The organism is Bacillus pseudomycoides DSM 12442 (genome assembly GCF_000161455.1).
In the GTDB taxonomy this organism is placed as follows: Bacteria; Bacillota; Bacilli; order Bacillales; family Bacillaceae_G; genus Bacillus_A; species Bacillus_A pseudomycoides.
Genome location: NZ_CM000745.1, coordinates 3,647,432 through 3,663,882, shown reverse-complemented (window position 1 = coordinate 3,663,882; position 16,451 = coordinate 3,647,432). Strand labels below are relative to the sequence as shown.

The 16,451-nt window shown below is 36.7% G+C and carries 14 protein-coding genes and 2 riboswitches; of the genes, 4 read left to right on the top strand and 10 right to left on the bottom strand.

Annotated features, from left to right (window positions below; translation table 11 throughout):
* Nucleotides 1–2 precede the first annotated feature (2 nt).
* Together metH and BPMYX0001_RS18595 are read right to left on the bottom strand one after the other, a co-directional pair.
* Nucleotides 3–3,401, bottom strand: a complete 3,399-nt coding sequence (gene metH, locus BPMYX0001_RS18600; RefSeq protein ID WP_006096012.1) for a methionine synthase — start codon at nucleotides 3,399–3,401, stop codon at nucleotides 3–5.
* Nucleotides 3,401–5,233, bottom strand: coding sequence for a bifunctional homocysteine S-methyltransferase/methylenetetrahydrofolate reductase (locus BPMYX0001_RS18595; RefSeq protein WP_006096011.1), 1,833 nt, complete (start codon nucleotides 5,231–5,233; stop codon nucleotides 3,401–3,403). Before BPMYX0001_RS18595 ends, metH begins: the two co-directional genes overlap by 1 nt.
* A 70-nt stretch (nucleotides 5,234–5,303) precedes the next feature.
* A riboswitch (SAM riboswitch) is annotated at nucleotides 5,304–5,414 on the bottom strand.
* A 202-nt stretch (nucleotides 5,415–5,616) separates the two neighbouring features.
* Nucleotides 5,617–5,729, top strand: a riboswitch (SAM riboswitch).
* 70 nt (nucleotides 5,730–5,799) lie between these two features.
* On the opposite strand from BPMYX0001_RS18595, the gene BPMYX0001_RS18590 reads away from it, so the two are divergent.
* Entirely contained in the window at nucleotides 5,800–6,912 is a 1,113-nt protein-coding gene (locus BPMYX0001_RS18590; protein ID WP_006096010.1) for a methionine biosynthesis PLP-dependent protein, read from the top strand.
* Nucleotides 6,909–8,072 carry a cystathionine beta-lyase gene (gene metC, locus BPMYX0001_RS18585; protein WP_018765828.1) on the top strand — a complete coding sequence of 388 codons (1,164 nt, stop codon included), beginning with the start codon at nucleotides 6,909–6,911 and terminating at the stop codon, nucleotides 8,070–8,072. The genes BPMYX0001_RS18590 and metC overlap by 4 nt, the downstream gene beginning before the upstream one ends.
* A 150-nt stretch (nucleotides 8,073–8,222) precedes the next feature.
* Here metC and BPMYX0001_RS18580 read toward each other — a convergent pair whose 3' ends face one another.
* A complete protein-coding gene (locus BPMYX0001_RS18580) occupies nucleotides 8,223–8,732 on the bottom strand; it encodes a GNAT family N-acetyltransferase (RefSeq protein WP_006096009.1) in 510 nt (169 codons plus the stop codon).
* A gap of 396 nt (nucleotides 8,733–9,128) precedes the next feature.
* On the opposite strand from BPMYX0001_RS18580, the gene BPMYX0001_RS18575 reads away from it, so the two are divergent.
* The gene (locus BPMYX0001_RS18575) at nucleotides 9,129–9,419 is read left to right on the top strand and encodes an ArsR/SmtB family transcription factor (RefSeq protein WP_000894376.1); all 291 of its coding nucleotides are present in this window, start codon (nucleotides 9,129–9,131) and stop codon (nucleotides 9,417–9,419) included.
* A gap of 148 nt (nucleotides 9,420–9,567) precedes the next feature.
* On the opposite strand, the gene BPMYX0001_RS18570 is transcribed toward BPMYX0001_RS18575, so the two are convergent.
* Together BPMYX0001_RS18570 and BPMYX0001_RS18565 are read right to left on the bottom strand one after the other, a co-directional pair.
* On the bottom strand, nucleotides 9,568–10,683 hold the full coding sequence (locus BPMYX0001_RS18570; RefSeq protein ID WP_006096008.1) for a class I SAM-dependent methyltransferase: 1,116 nt from the start codon (nucleotides 10,681–10,683) through the stop codon (nucleotides 9,568–9,570).
* Between the two features lie 8 nt (nucleotides 10,684–10,691).
* Nucleotides 10,692–11,321, bottom strand: coding sequence for an MBL fold metallo-hydrolase (locus BPMYX0001_RS18565; RefSeq protein ID WP_003200375.1), 630 nt, complete (start codon nucleotides 11,319–11,321; stop codon nucleotides 10,692–10,694).
* Nucleotides 11,322–11,490: 169 nt separating this feature from the next.
* Between BPMYX0001_RS18565 and BPMYX0001_RS31175 the strand changes: the two genes are divergently transcribed.
* Nucleotides 11,491–11,664, top strand: a complete 174-nt coding sequence (locus BPMYX0001_RS31175) for a DUF2759 domain-containing protein (RefSeq protein ID WP_003200373.1) — start codon at nucleotides 11,491–11,493, stop codon at nucleotides 11,662–11,664.
* 135 nt (nucleotides 11,665–11,799) lie between these two features.
* Here BPMYX0001_RS31175 and glcK read toward each other — a convergent pair whose 3' ends face one another.
* From glcK to BPMYX0001_RS18535, 5 genes are all read right to left on the bottom strand, one after another.
* Complete coding sequence (gene glcK, locus BPMYX0001_RS18555; RefSeq protein ID WP_006096007.1) at nucleotides 11,800–12,780, bottom strand: glucokinase; 981 nt, start codon at nucleotides 12,778–12,780, stop codon at nucleotides 11,800–11,802.
* 20 nt (nucleotides 12,781–12,800) lie between these two features.
* Nucleotides 12,801–13,001: a YqgQ family protein gene (locus tag BPMYX0001_RS18550; protein ID WP_016116335.1), complete on the bottom strand. Its 201-nt coding sequence runs from the start codon at nucleotides 12,999–13,001 to the stop codon at nucleotides 12,801–12,803.
* Nucleotides 13,002–13,102: 101 nt separating this feature from the next.
* The gene (locus BPMYX0001_RS18545; protein WP_003200367.1) at nucleotides 13,103–13,681 is read right to left on the bottom strand and encodes a 5-formyltetrahydrofolate cyclo-ligase; all 579 of its coding nucleotides are present in this window, start codon (nucleotides 13,679–13,681) and stop codon (nucleotides 13,103–13,105) included.
* A 168-nt stretch (nucleotides 13,682–13,849) separates the two neighbouring features.
* Nucleotides 13,850–13,999: a 50S ribosomal protein L33 gene (gene rpmG / locus BPMYX0001_RS18540; RefSeq protein ID WP_001265618.1), complete on the bottom strand. Its 150-nt coding sequence runs from the start codon at nucleotides 13,997–13,999 to the stop codon at nucleotides 13,850–13,852.
* A gap of 70 nt (nucleotides 14,000–14,069) precedes the next feature.
* On the bottom strand, nucleotides 14,070–16,424 hold the full coding sequence (locus tag BPMYX0001_RS18535) for a sugar phosphate nucleotidyltransferase (protein ID WP_033799107.1): 2,355 nt from the start codon (nucleotides 16,422–16,424) through the stop codon (nucleotides 14,070–14,072).
* Nucleotides 16,425–16,451: the final 27 nt, after the last annotated feature.

Genomic DNA, 16,451 nt, shown 5'->3' with positions numbered 1-16,451 from the left:
CACTATAGTACACTAAAATATCGTGCTTCGGGGTGAGCAAATACCATTGCCGTTACAGATGCTTCCGGCTCCATCATAAATCCTTCTGTTAGTGAGATTCCAATCTCCTCTGGCTGAATTAAGCGAAATAGTTTTTCTTGATCAGCAAGTTCTGGGCAAGCTGGATAACCAAAAGAAACACGAATTCCCTGATATTTTGTACGGAATCGCTCTTCCATCGTCATCTCCGGTGAATCCGGAATTCCAAAACGATCACGAATCAACATATGTGTTTTTTCAGCGAGTCCCTCTGCTAGCTCTAGCGCTAACGATTGAATCGCATGGCTACGTAAATAATCCCCTTTCTCTTTCCATTCTTCCGCAATATCACGCACACCTTGCCCCACTGTAACAGATAAAAAGGCGACATAATCCATTTCATCACCGACAGGACGTAAGTAATCCCCTAATGTACGGTACGGAGCTTTCCCTTGTCTTGGGAATGAAAAACGCTCTAGCACACGTGTACGATCTTCTGGATCATAAATAATAATAGTTTGTCCATCACTTTGGGCAGGGAAAAATTGATAAACAGCTTTTGGACATAGCCAAGATTGTCCTCCTTGTAATAATTCATCAATTAAATTGTTTAACTCATGCGCTCTCTTATCACCTTCTTTTAATAATTTTTTCACATTTCCTTTTAAACCAAGGTGATGACTAATTAGCATTTGCCTGTTTAAAAATGGTGCAAGATGTGAAACTGGAATATCACGAAGTACAACCCTTTTTGTTGAGTCCGGCACCATAACTTTTGCTTTCGGCAACGGTTCAATGACGGCTGGTTTCTCCACTTTTTTCTCCTCTTGTTTCACGACATGAATGTGGCGATTTTTTTTATCCTGCTTCATTTTTTCTCGTTCTTCTTCTTTTTGCAATTGATTGATAAGATCGAGTCCTGTCATCGCATCACTTGCATATAATACGAGTCCATTATAGGAAGGTGAAATACGGTTATCTGTAAACTTTCTTGTCAATGCCGCACCACCTACAACAATGGGAATATCAATATTTGCCGCTTGTAAATCTTCGGCAGTTGCTACCATTTGCTGCGCCGATTTTACTAATAATCCAGAAAGTCCGATAATGTCTGGTTTCTTTTCTTTTACCTCTTGCACAATGCGATCAGAGCGCACATTAATTCCTAAATTAAGAATATCATAGCCGTTATTTGATAAAATAATCTCTACAAGGTTTTTGCCAATATCATGTACATCACCTTTTACAGTTGCTAATAATACCTTTCCTTTTTTCGCACTATCGCTAGATTCCATATAAGGCTCCAAATACGCAACAGCAGCTTTCATACTTTCTGCACTTTGCAATACTTCAGCAACGATAAGCTCATTGTTATTAAACAAACGACCTACTTCGTCCATCCCCATCATAAGCGGACCGTTAATAATATCAAGGGGCTTTCTTCCTTCTGTTAGTGCGAAACTTAAATCTTCATGTAAACCCTGCTTCGTTCCTTCTACAATATAATTTGCTAACCTTTCATCAAGTGTTAATGTTTCTTGTATGACCGCTTCTTTTTTCTTAGCAACCCGGTAAAAGTTCGTAAATTCTTCTAGTGTTTCTTTCGTTGTTTCGAATAATAGTGCATCTGCGAGTTCCTTTTCCTCTTCTGGAATGGATGCATAGCGCTCTAGCTTTTCAGTATTCACAATTGCGTAGTCAAGCCCAGCCTTTGTTGCATGATATAAAAAGACCGAGTTTAGCACTTCGCGACCAGCTGGCGGTAAACCAAACGATATATTACTTACTCCTAAAATTGTTAAACATTCTGGCAGTGATTCTTTAATAAGACGAATCCCTTCTATCGTCGCTGCTGCCGAACCAATATATTCTTCATCACCAGTTCCTACCGGGAAAACGAGTGCATCAAAAATAATATCGGATGGACGTATACCATATTTCTTCGTTAATAACTCGTAACTTCTCTTTGCAATTTCTAACTTTCTTTCTGCACTAACTGCCATGCCCTCTTCATCAATCGTTCCTACTACAATTGCCGCACCATATTTATGAAGAAGAGGTGTTACTTTCTCAAAACGCTCTTCTCCATTTTCTAAATTAATAGAGTTAATAACCCCTTTTCCTTGTATATACGTGAGAGCTTTTGCCATAACATTATCATCCGTTGAATCTATCATAATCGGAACTTTTAATACTTTCGTTACTTCTGCCAAAAAGTTCTCCATATCTTCTACTTCATCACGATCTGGATCCGCCATACAAATATCAATAATATGGGCATTTTCCTTCACTTGCGCCCTCGCAATTTCAGCAGCTTCTGCAAAATTCCCTTCAGCTACTAATCGCTTAAATTTTCTTGATCCAATAACATTTGTTCTCTCTCCCACAAATAATGGCCTCATAGAATCATCATATTGCAACGCTTCTAAACCACTAATACCGTGACCTTCTCGTTCATGATTCTCACGTGGTTCAAGGGACTCAAGCGAAACTTTTATCGCTCGTATATGATCAGGCGTTGTACCGCAACAACCACCGATAATATTGATCCACCCTTCTTTAGCAAATTGTTTCACCTTTTCTGCAAGTGAAGTCGGTGACTCATGATAATGTCCATCCTCGTCTGGAAGACCAGCATTTGGATAACAAGAAATATAACACTCTGATAAGTCAGAAAGAGAACGAATGTGTTCGCGCATAAATTCTGGTCCTGTAGCACAGTTTAATCCGACAGATAATGGTTTCATATGCTCAATTGATAAATAAAATGCCTCGATTGTTTGCCCCGCTAACGTTGTTCCCATCGGTTCAATGGTTCCTGAAATCATAAGCGGAACCGTATGATTTGCTTCCGTAAACGCTTCCTGAATCCCTAAATACGCCGCTTTCACGTTACGCATATCTTGGCTTGTCTCTACAAGCAATACGTCAACGCCACCTCGTAATAAGCCCCGAGCTTGTCTCGTATAAGCTTCAATTAGTTCTTCAAACGTTACACCGCCTGTTACACTAATTGCTTTTGTTGTTGGCCCCATCGCACCTGCTACATATACTTCTTTATCACTCTCCTTTACCGCTTGCTTTGCTAAAAACGCCGCTCTTTCATTTAACTCTTCATCTAAATGAGATAGCTCATAATCATGCAATACGATATTCGTAGCACCAAACGTATTTGTTTCGATAATATCCGCACCCGCTTCAATGTAAGCTTTATGGATACCTAAAATAACATCTGGCCTTGTTTTTACTAAGTATTCATTACAACCTTCGTATTCTTCACCTCCAAAATCTTCTGCAGTTAAATCTGCCTGCTGAATCATCGTTCCCATCGCGCCATCTAATATTAAAATATCATGTTGTAATCTCTCTTCTATCGGTCTCATCAGTTGATTCCCTCTTTCACGTCTTGCTTTTCTTTCACATACTTAACGAGATTTTCTGTAATTTCATATTTCAAAAACGGCGTAATGAGATAAATACCGTTAAAGTATTTCATTGCGGCATTAATTAATTCCTGAGAAATACGAATTCCTTCTTCAATTGCAGACTCCTGCGTTTCATGCCCATCCATTCTCTGTCTTACTTCCTCAGGCAATGTAATGCCTGGCACCTCAAAATGAAGAAAATCAGCATTACGTTTACTTACTAAAGGCATAATTCCAATAAAAATTGGTTTTTCTAAATGTTTTGTCGCCTCGTATATTTCTTCAATTAAGGCTACATCGTAAATTGGCTGTGTTAAGAAATACTCTGCACCAGCTGCAATTTTCCTCTCCATTCGCTTCACCGCTGCTTTTAAATGTCTCACGTGCGGATTAAAAGCTCCTCCAACAGAAAACCTTGTCGCTGGACCAATGGATTTTCCTAAAATAGATCGACCATCATTCATTTCTTTAATCATTTTAATTAATTCAATAGAAGACAAATCATATACAGAAGTCGCTCCAGGAAAATCCCCCACTCGCGCTGGATCACCTGTTAAAGCTAACACTTCTTCCATTCCTAAAGCCGATAAACCTAGTAAATGAGATTGCAAACCAATGACATTATGATCACGGCACGTTAAATGCGTCAGTACTGGAATATCATGCTTCGTTAATAATGCCCCCATTGCCATGTTTGAAATGCGCGGGGATGCTAACGAATTATCTGCTAACGTAATGGCATCTGCTCCCGCTCTTTTCAATGCCCTTGCCCCTTCAAAAAAACGCTGCGTATCTAATGTTTTTGGGGGATCTAGTTCAACAACCACCGTTGTTTGCTTCTTCGCTTTTTCTGCAAGGGTAACATGAGTGCTAGCACGTTTTGTTTGGATATGAACTACTTGTTGTCTTTGAACAATTTGTTTTTCTGTAACAGGCGTTACATTCGCAATTACACGCTTCATCCCTTCAATATGTGCTGGCGTTGTACCACAACAGCCCCCTAACAAACGAATACCTTGTTCAATAAATTTCGGTGTCATCTCTTCAAAATAAGCAGGGCTTCCTTCATATACGTAACGTCCTTCTACATAGTTTGGAAGGCCTGCATTTGGATAAGCCGACAAATAACCATTTTTAGGAATCGATATCATTTTAAAAGCTTCCGTCATATGAAGCGGTCCTAACTGACAGTTTAAACCGACTACATTTGCACCGTAATCTAAAAGCTGCGTTAATATTCCATTTACATCATTTCCATTTTGCGTTGCGCCCGCTTCATGAAGCGCTAGCTGTGCAATAATTGGAATATCTGTTTGTTTTCGCAATACTTTCACTGCATGTAACAATTCGAACTCATCATAAAATGTTTCTAATAATAATCCGTCAACCTTTTCTTCTAATAATGCTCCCGCTTGCTCAAGTAGCATAAACTCTCGTTCCATATCAGTCGTTGTAACGGCCCCGATATGCTTCATCCCACCGATGGTCCCTAAAATGGCGTTCTTATCTGTTACGGCTGCTTTTGCAAGTTTAACCGCTGCTTTATTAATTTGGGTGACCTGATTTTCCAAACCATACATGCGTAATTTTGCTTCATTTGCACCATATGTATTTGTTTGAATAATATCTGCCCCAGCAGCTACATATTGTTTATGAATAGATATAATAAGATCTGGATCAGATAAGTTTAATTCTTCAAAACTACTTTGCAAACCATGAGAATGTAATAACGTACCAATTGCGCCATCACCGATAACAATTCCTTTTGATACTAAATCTAGAATTTTCACTTGTCTCCCTCTTTTCTATCAATATAAAAACCCCCTCTTCATCTTGAAGAGGGGGACATCATCAATCCTCCTCTTATCATGCAAAACAAATTGTTTTGCAGGTATTAGCACCGTTTCAAACATTTCGTTTGAAGGTTGCCGGGTTTCACAGGGCCTTTCCCTCCACCGCTCTCAATAAGAGTTTGTCTTTATTATTCATCTATGTTTTAAAAGGAAATACGTGTACCTTTTAACAATCTTTGTTAATTTTCTCATAAATTTAGCATGGGATAGACTAAAAGTCAATTGAATTAGCAGAAAAATGAAAATTGTTTAAAATAAAGTTGCAATTCAATTATCTTTTGTTGTAAAGTTAAAACCATAATAAAATTTCATACAAAATATTCTTATCTAGAGAGGTAGAGGGACTGGCCCTATGACACCTCAGCAACCATTAACACGTTCGTTAATAAGGTGCTAATTCCAGCAAATTGTGAAAAGATTTGACAGATAAGAAGAAGACTATATTCGCATGAAAGCCTTCTTCTTAGAAGGCTTTTTTTATTTTTATAAAGGAGGAATTTCACATGTCAACAATCGAAACAAAACTAGCACAAATCGGAAATCGAAGCGAAACTACAACAGGAACAGTTAATCCCCCTGTTTACTTTTCAACAGCTTATCGTCATGAAGGAATTGGAAAGTCAACAGGCTTTGATTATTCACGAACAGGAAATCCAACACGTGGTCTTTTAGAACGCGCAATTGCTGATTTAGAAGAAGGTGAACAAGGCTATGCCTGTAGTTCTGGAATGGCAGCTGTTCTTCTTATTCTTTCCTTATTCCGTTCTGGAGATGAACTTATCGTATCAGAAGATTTATACGGAGGGACCTACCGCTTATTTTCGGAACATGAGGAAAAGTGGAATATTCGATGTAGATACGTAGATACACAATCTATTAAACAAATAGAACAAGCTGTCACTTCTCAAACAAAGGCTATTTTTATCGAAACACCGACCAATCCATTAATGCAAGTCACTGATATTGCAGCTGTCGCAACTGTCGCAAAACGGCACGGCCTACTTCTAATTGTCGATAATACTTTCTACACTCCTTATATACAACAACCATTAACAGAAGGCGCAGATATTGTCCTTCACAGCGCAACAAAGTATTTAGGTGGACATAACGATGTACTAAGCGGCCTTGTCGTTGCAAAAGGTCAGACACTTTGCGAAGCACTTGCCCACTATCATAACGCTTCTGGTGCTGTATTAAGTCCATTTGATTCGTGGTTATTAATTCGTGGTATGAAAACATTGGCTCTTCGTATGAAACAACATGAAGAAAACGCAAAAAAAATCGTTTCTTATTTAAATGGGGAGAATGGTGTAACCGATGTTTTTTATCCAGGAAGGGGCGGTATGATTTCATTTCGTCTTCGCGATGAAAAATGGATAAATCCTTTCTTACAATCTTTATCGTTAATTACATTTGCAGAAAGTCTTGGCGGGGTTGAAAGTTTAATGACATATCCAGCAACACAAACACATGCAGATATCCCAGAAGCAGTGCGTATAGCACGCGGGGTATGTAATCGTCTTCTCCGTTTTTCCGTTGGCATTGAAAACGGGGATGATTTAATTCAAGACTTAAAGCAAGCTATTAAACATGTAAAAGAAGGTGTAAGAATATGAGTTATTCGTTAGATACACTCTTACTTCATAACCAATATAAACATGATTCACAAACAGGAGCTGTTAACGTTCCCATTTATAATACATCGACATTTCATCAATTTGATGTAGATACCTTTGGAAAATACGACTACAGTCGCTCTGGGAATCCAACACGTGAAGCACTTGAAGACATAATCGCTTTATTAGAAGGGGGAACAAAAGGATTTGCCTTCGCATCTGGAATTGCAGCGATTTCTACTGCCTTCCTCCTTCTCTCGCAAGGCGATCATGTTCTCATTTCAGAAGATGTATACGGGGGAACATATCGCATTGTAACAGAGGTTCTGTCTCGTTACGGTGTTTCACATACATTTGTTGATATGACAAATGTAGAGGCAGTAAAACAAAACATTAGACCAAATACAAAAGTCTTTTACATTGAAACACCATCCAATCCATTATTAAAAGTAACCGACATTCGTACTGTTTGCGAATTAGCGAAATCTACCGGAGCTCTTACTTTTGTTGATAACACATTTTTAACACCACTATTCCAAAAACCACTCGAACTTGGAGCAGATGTGGTTCTCCATAGTGCGACAAAGTTTATTGCCGGTCATAGTGATGTTACAGCTGGATTAGCAGTTGTAAAAGATGATGAACTCGCTAAAAAACTCGGCTTCCTGCAAAATGCATTTGGCGCTATATTAGGCCCACAAGATTGCTCTCTCGTTCTTCGCGGTCTGAAAACATTACACGTACGTCTCGAACACTCAGCAACAAACGCGAATAAAATTGCTCTTTATTTACAAAAACACTCGAAAATTCAGAATGTGTATTACCCTGGATTAGAATCACACCTTGGCTATGACATACAGCACTCACAAGCACAATCTGCCGGTGCTGTTTTATCTTTCACGTTACAATCTGAAGATGCTTTGCGAAAATTTTTATCACAAGTCAAGCTTCCTGTATTTGCAGTAAGTTTAGGAGCTGTGGAATCCATCCTCTCCTATCCTGCAAAAATGTCACATGCAGCATTATCACAAAAAGCACGCGATGAAAGAGGTATTTCTAATTCATTGCTCCGTTTATCAGTTGGCCTTGAAAATGTAGATGATTTAATTACCGATTTTGAAAATGCACTTTCTTTTGTAGAGGAACCTGTGAATGCATGAGAAAATTCCCATCTGATATAGAAATAAAATGTTTCACATTATAAAAAAGGATAGACCAAGCAAATTACATTCGCTTGGTCTATCCTTTTTTATTACGGTACTCAGGATTTACCACCATAAACTCATCATATGCACTTAGGTAAAGTCCCTCTATTGAAGATAATAAGCCATTAATGTATCCTCTCCATAAGAACCATCTTCATATTTAATTTGCTCCCGTTGTCTACCTTCTTCTATAAAACCAGTACGTTTGTATACTTTAATAGCCCTATCATTAACAGAAACGATCCCTAAGCAAATTTTTTCTAAACCTTTCTGCTTTTTAGCCCAATTAACAAGAAATTTTATTAATTTGGTACCGATACCTTGATTGCAACATTCCTCTCTGATACCCATTCCCATTGTTCCTACATGTTTTAAGTGTTCTTGTTTGTAACGATTGAAAATCAAAAAGCCGACTACTGCACCTTCCATCTCACTTACTATATAAAGATTTCCATCCTCAACACTTTTCAATATTTTTTCTCTTTCTTTATTCACATTATCAGGTATTTTATTTGGAGAAGATATAAAAAACTTTGTCGTAGCTGCTGATAAAATGATTTCCTTTCTAATAGCAATAAATGATTCAGCATCAGATTCTTTTGCTAATCGTATCACATCATCACCACTTATCTTTTTTCAGTAAACCTTCAGGAAAGTGAAAGTGTTTTAGGAAATGTATGTTATGATATGCCTTCTTTTCATCCAAAATTATATTCTATAGAAACATATAAAATCTCTTTTTCTTATTATTTTAAAAATTTTGTATATTAATTGAAAGAATAACAAAATCGTGATAAAATTGTGTTACAAATGTATCTGTATATTCACGATTTTTAACAAAAAATACTGTGTTACAAAACGTACAAATTTTGCAAAGTTATTTACATCATGTTCTCTTTTCTTACAATTTCTTTACTTTAGAACATTTTTTCTGCAACAACTATTTTCTTTTCTTTAGATTTTTGGTATGTATAGTATGGGTATAACAGCTCGCATGGAGGTGGAAAAAACATGTTAGAAACCTTTCAAAAGGAATTAGAACTATACGAAAATAATGCAGAATTACTGAAAGTTCTTGCTCACCCTGTTCGTTTATGTATTGTAAAAGGATTGATCGAACGCGGTCCAAGCAATGTTTCGACAATGTACACAGGATTAAATATGCCACAATCCACAATTTCACAACATTTAGCGAAATTAAAAAGCGCTAAAATCGTTTCTAGTGAAAGAAAAGGATTGGAAATTTACTACAAAGTAGAAAATGAAACAATTATCCAACTTGTTCGTGTATTACTAGGTTAGGGGTAACCAAACAAAAAGGACGTATTCTATATTTTCCATCTCATATCTTTAATATAAATATATATCATGAGAGAAAATATACAATACTACATATCCTAAAGTCGTATCAAAAAACAAGACGCAGAATCATTCTGTGTCTTGTTTTTTTCTATATATGTAAATAATGCTTTAAATCAAAATGTGGCATTCCTTTTTTTTGCATAACAACATCAAAAGCATCGCTTATTCCCCCATGTAAAATCATAGAACGAACCGCTCGATTTTGTTTCTGTTTCTCAGAAAAAGGATCGGAATCTTGATGACTAACAAGTTGTTCTAATATACCTGCCGCAAGTAAAAACCCCCTTTGTTTTGTATGCCACACTGTATGAAGACTGCTTTCTTCTCCTATTTTCTTCAATTCATCCCAATGAATATGCGCTGTAATATCCATTTCACCTGGATAATGCAGAGGGTTCTGAATGAGTCTATGGTCATAATATCCCCTTAGACTCCCTTCATGATGCGCAGGATGCATCCACTCCGCCTTTGTATATCCATAATCAACCGTGATGAATAAGCCTTCCTTGAGCCATCCTATAATCTCTTGTAAATAGGTTTCCATTGCTATTGGTACTTCAAAGCGCTGTCCTTCATAAAGCTCAATCTTATGTCTTCGTAAATAGCATCGTATTACTTCTTGTTCTAACGGCCGCAATACTTCTGTAAGTTCCCGCTGCTCCGTATACGTAATACGAACTTCATACAAAATACCAGCTCGCTTCTCTATCACTTCAACAGGAAACGCATCAAACAATTCGTTTGAAAAAACGATTCCTGTAAAAGACTCCCCTAATTCCTTATAGGACTTGTACTGCGAAATATTTTGAAATGAACCAAGTTGACGTTTTTGCAACCTTCTATGAAAAGGACTCACTTCAATAATAGAATATCGTAACTCTGCATAGGTTACTGGAGATAACTGTTTCCATTCCTGTAAAACATCATAAGCAAATCTCCCTGTTCCCCCTCCAATTTCACAAACATTCGGGGGGATCTCTCCATTTTGGACAAGTCGAATAAAAAAACGAGCGAACGTCCTTGCAAATACCGAAGAAATATTACTACTCGTAAAAAAGTCACCATTTCTTCCGATTTTCTCACGTTCTTTCATATAATATCCGTACTCCTCATCATACAGTGCAAGGTTCATATATGTACTATATGAAATCGAATAATCCTTTTCTTTTTCCATCCATTTTCTTAAAACGAGCTCCATCCCCATATAGCTCCTTATTGTAAAAACGGATTATTTTCTTTTTCGAAACCAATATTTGTTTCTGGACCATGTCCACATAATACTGCTGTGTCATCTGGCAGTACAAATAATTTTTCTTCAATGCTTCCAATTAATTCTGCAAAACTTCCACCCGGTAAATCTGTTCGACCAATACTCATTTGGAATAATACATCTCCTGAAAATACAGCATTTGCCTCTTTGCAATAATATGAAATACTGCCTGGAGAATGCCCTGGCGTCTCAAACATTTCAAATGTAAAAGATCCAATCGTTAACATTCCTTCGCCTTCAATAATTTGATCAGCTGGTTTCGCTGTAATACTTCGATTCATCATAAAAATTTGCGAACCATTTACAGTCGCATCTCCTAACCAATCCACTTCTTCTTTATGTACATATACTGGGATATGAAAAGCATCTCTCACAGCATCAACTGCACCAATATGATCGAAATGAGCATGTGTTAATAAAACAGCCAGCGGCTTTAATTGTTCTTCTTGTAAATACGTTACAAGCTTCTCTCCTTCACTACCTGGATCAAAAATAATACATTCTTTTTGATCATTACTTAAAATATATGCATTTGTTTGTAATGGCCCTAATGGCATTTGTATCCATTTCATTTTTAAATCTCCTCCAGTTATTGAACTTACTTTTATGATACAACATTTCTTCCCCTTAGGAAAAGAAACGATGGTATCTCGACAATCATTTCTAAAACATGTACAATAAAAAAGAAGAAATATTGCAAAAACTCAAACGAAAGAATGAGAGAGCAGAGGGGGATCATATATGGGTCTTGTTATCATTTTTGCGCTAGTCACTCTGTTAGCTGTATTCGCAACCCTTAGAACGTTACGTGAAAAAAATTTACTAGCAGGCGGTTTTGCTGTTGCAACTGTACTTGTTTTTGGTTGGTTTACAGTCATGACTGTCCTTTATAGCGGGTACCCACCAGCTCATTAATTCACTTACAGTTCTATTTCCCATCAAGATTTTGCATAAAAAAAGAGGAAGGGATCTCCCTTCCTCTTCTCATTATTTTGCAAATACCAGTAGTCTCATCTTAATTCCGATTCGCCCTGACTGATTCTATTCTTTTTACTTCATAACTTCATATTTATGCTTCTTCACAAGCCAAGCTCCACCAATTACACCAGCATCATTCCCAAGCGTTGCAATTGCTAACTTCGTGCTCTTAACAGCACGAGAAAATGCATATTGTGCAAAATAGCGCTGAATTGGTTGTAACAATGCATCACCAGCTTTAGATACACCACCGCCAATTACAATCTTTTCTGGATTTAACGTACTAGAAAGATTTGCTACAGCTAACCCTAAATAAGAAGCTACTTTTTCTACAACTTGTTCCGCTAAAGCGTCACCTTGTTCAAGCGCTTCAAATACATCTTTAGATGTAATACGTCCCTCTTCTTCTAACATAGAGTGAAGTATGCTTGGTTCATCTGTACCTTGTAATTTTTGCATAGCAACACGTACAATACCTGTTGCTGAAGCTACTGTTTCTAGACAGCCAGATTTCCCGCAGTTACAAGGAAATCCATTTTTTGTTACGACTGTAATATGTCCGATTTCACCAGCAGCACCACTTACACCGTGCACGATCTCACCATTTGCAATTACACCGCCGCCAACACCAGTTCCAAGCGTCATACAAACTAGATCTTTTGCTCCTTCACCAGCACCTTTCCACATTTCACCAAGCGCTGCTAAGTTTGCATCATTATCAACCACAACAGGTAAGCCTGTTTCTACTTCTAATAAATCTTTTAATGGATAGTTTTTCCACCCTAAATTAACAGCTTCATAAATCAGACCAGAAGCGACATGCACAGGTCCAGGAGCGCCCATACCAATACCAATTAGCTTGCTCTTTAATTCTCCTAGTTCTTCTAACTTTTTATCAATTGCTTTCGCTACATCTAATGTAATATGTTTGCCTTGCTCACTTGTATTCGTTGGGATTTCCCACTTATGTAAAATTTCACCATAAACATTGATAAATGCTAATTTAATCGTTGTCCCGCCAAGGTCAACACCAACTAACCACTTTTCTTCCATTTTTGCTAACCTACCTTTATCTAATTCTTGCTCATCTCTTTTTGAATCTCTTGTTTCAATAAAAATAAAGCTGTTTGATAGTCTTTTGGCTCAATCAACTGTGATTGATTTAATTCACGCAATTCATCTTGCATTAATTGTAAATCAGCGATTCGATCACCTGTATAAATGATTGTTCCAAATTTTTTTAGCAATTGCTGAATATCATAAATTGATATCATTTCATCACCCTCTATGTCCACTTATTATGGAAATATAATAAGAAAACGTTCACATATTTTATTATAATCAACAAGAAAAAGTCTCGTCAATTTTTATTTGTCTATACAAGTCCATTTTGAAGAATTGTTTCTTTTTCTGTAATAATTTTTTGTACATTTTGATCAAACGACTCTGTTGGAATATAACTTACAATTTGAAAATCAAAAGCTAATGATAACGTTTTCCCTTCATACTGCAGCAGATAACGATCATAATAACCACCGCCGTACCCAATACGTTCCCCTCGTCTTGTATACGCAACTCCAGGTACAAACAGAAGATCAATTTCATTTGCTTCTGTTTCTACTGTTAGCGCAGGAATTGGTTCACGCAAGCTCATATATACTGTTTCTAATTGATCAAAATTTGTAATTTGACGAAAGATCATTGTTCTTGTCTCTCTATTACACTTTGGTACAACAACTTTTTTTCCTTCTCGCCATGCTTGTTCAATAATTACATATGTATTCACTTCATGTTCCATCGAAAGAGTAATTCCGATTGTTTCCGCTTCTCTCCACTCTTTTTGTTCATATAAAGAAAATACAATTTGTTCTGATAAAGTTTTGTGCTGTTCTTTCGATAAAAAATTCATTTGCTCTACTATTTTCTTACGTAAACGTACCTTCTCCTCTTTCACACGCTTTTCCCCCTATAAAGTGATCCTTTACTTACTTTATAATTATTAATCGCAAAAATGAATTATGTTCTTGTAAACAGTCTATCATTTTTTTCATGTATCATCACTTTTCAATAAGGGTTATAACCATAGTAAAAAAAAAAGAAACAGTAGGAAATTTCCTACTGCTTACTTTGTTTCACGGTGTAACGTAGACTTCTTGTCACGCTTGCAATACTTTTTAAGCTCAAGGCGCTCCGTGTTGTTACGTTTATTTTTCTTTGAGATATAGTTACGATCTCCGCATTCTGTACATGCTAGAGTAATATTCACACGCATTCTTATTTCCCTCCAGTCACTAATAACTTAAATCAGACTATACTATAATACCACTTTTAAAATAAAAATTCTACACCTTTTGATATTGTCTAATTTTTTCTATAAGAGTTTTCATATTTTCCTTTGCTATTACTGGGTTTCTCGCGTGTGAATATACAAGAAATTTAGGATGTTTTGCATCAGAAACAATATATGACCACTCTTTTTCTGTATATTTAAATTGGATTCCCTCTAATACTTCGACTTCTCTTTTTTCCATATCTTGCAATAACATTCCCATTACTTTCCCTTTCTCTTTCCACGAGCAAACAACTTCATCACATAATAAGTAAAGGGGTGGTGATTGCTCTAACATCGTCGACAAAGTATTTCCTTGCCGAGCAATTAGTTCGAATAATTTTCCAATCCGATATAAAATATCTTGCTGCCATCTCATCTGAAACTTACTTTGTTCACCATACATATAAAAAAGAAGATAGCACTCTCCTAATTTTAACGATAATGGATAAACACTTTCTGTCGTCTCAAGTAATAAATCAGGCACATCGATTTCTTCACAATTTGCACTTTGGTAAATCCCACCATGATTATCATATAATTCAAATTTATTTCCTTGTTCATACAACATAAGAGCCATATGAGCTCTACTGGATTTCATTAACAATTTAACATGTTCTTTTTGCTCACTAGCATAAACCCATGTAATTGTGCAACCTAGTTTTCGCAAGAAGGATATGAGTAGGGACTGAAACATTTCATCTCTTTTATTAATAAGAAGGTGAAATGTTTGCTTTTGTATCGTTTCGATATCCAAATACACTAATACAGATTCAACATATTTCTCTAAACAAACATGTACCGTTTCATTTCGTCCTATGTCTTTATCATATACATAATGAAATGCTTCTGACATATACAAGTGTTCCATTTCTTTTTGCTGTTTATACGATAACCTTATGCCTTCCTTACCATACAGTTGAATGACAATTCCTTCTTCTTGTTCAAAGCGAATAAAAATGCCCCCTGCACATTCGAGTTCATTGATCGCATACCGAAAGGCCGAATCGTTCATTTCTTGACATTCCATCGTATACAAGCCAACACTATGAATTGCATGTAGAAATAACTTTTTAAAAATATCAACTTTTACATCATCATATCCCCCTATCAATATACGCTCCCCTTTTGAAAAAAGAGAGCCATATGCCATTGCTATTTTTACAACAACTTGAGGTGTCATTTCTATATTACCCCTACCTACTACCCGGCTTTTTTGCAGCCAACCTGAGTTTTTTTCATTTTCAGTAATTCCTGACGAGGCAATAATAGAATGACTATCAACAACTTTATTAGGCCATATTTTCCCATTGTGTTGTATCACTGTATTTTTTCCAATCTGGCAACGGTCTGCTACCACACTTTTCTCAAATAAAGTTACATCATCTTTAATCATCGCATTTTCTCCAACGGTCGCTTCTAATAGCTCACAGCGTTTTCCTACATACGTATGGGCAAGAACAATACTTTTTTGGACATGCGTATGATCTAATATTGTGCTGCACTTACCGATAATTGAATATGGCTCAATTATTACCCCCGCTCCGATGGACACTCCTTCTCCGATAAAAGATGGACCGTGAATTTTTGTTCCCTTTTCAATAGTTACCCCTTCTCCCATCCAAACCATCGGTAGTACTTCCGTATAAGAAATGGGTACCTGTACTTTCTTTGTAAGTAAGTCAAAATGAGCCTGCCGATATTGATCTAATGTACCAATATCTAACCAGTAGCCTTGCGCTACATATCCAAAGAGTGCTTTTTTATTTTCCAGCAAAGGAAAGACATGGTGACTAAAATCAAAAAACTGCGCTGATGAAATATAAGAAAAAATTTCGGGGTCCATAATATAAATGCCTGTATTTACAATATTTGAAATCACTTCGTTCCAACTCGGTTTTTCCATGTAACGTATAATTTCATGCTCTCTATTCATAACGACTGAACCAAATGATAGTGGGTTTTCCACTTCCTTTACAAACATTGTGACCAGTCTATTCCTGCATTGATGGAATTCAATTCCTTTCGATAAATTAAAATCCGTCAATGCATCTCCACTAATTACAACAAATGGCTCATCTAAAAACGCTTCTGCTTGTTTAATGCTTCCTGCCGTACCAAGCGGCGGCGAATCTTCGAAATATTGCAACTTCACTCCCCATTTACTTCCATCACCAAAATACCGCCTAATTGCCGTACTCATATATTGAACTGTAATTGCAATCTCATGAATACCATGCTGCCTTAGTAACTCAATATTGTATTCTATCACTGGTTTTTCAAGTAATGGTAACATTGGCTTTGGAAGATTACATGTTAACGGTCTAAGACGCCTTCCTTTTCCTCCAGCTAAAATAACCCCCTTCATATACATTCATCCTCCACGTTTATAATG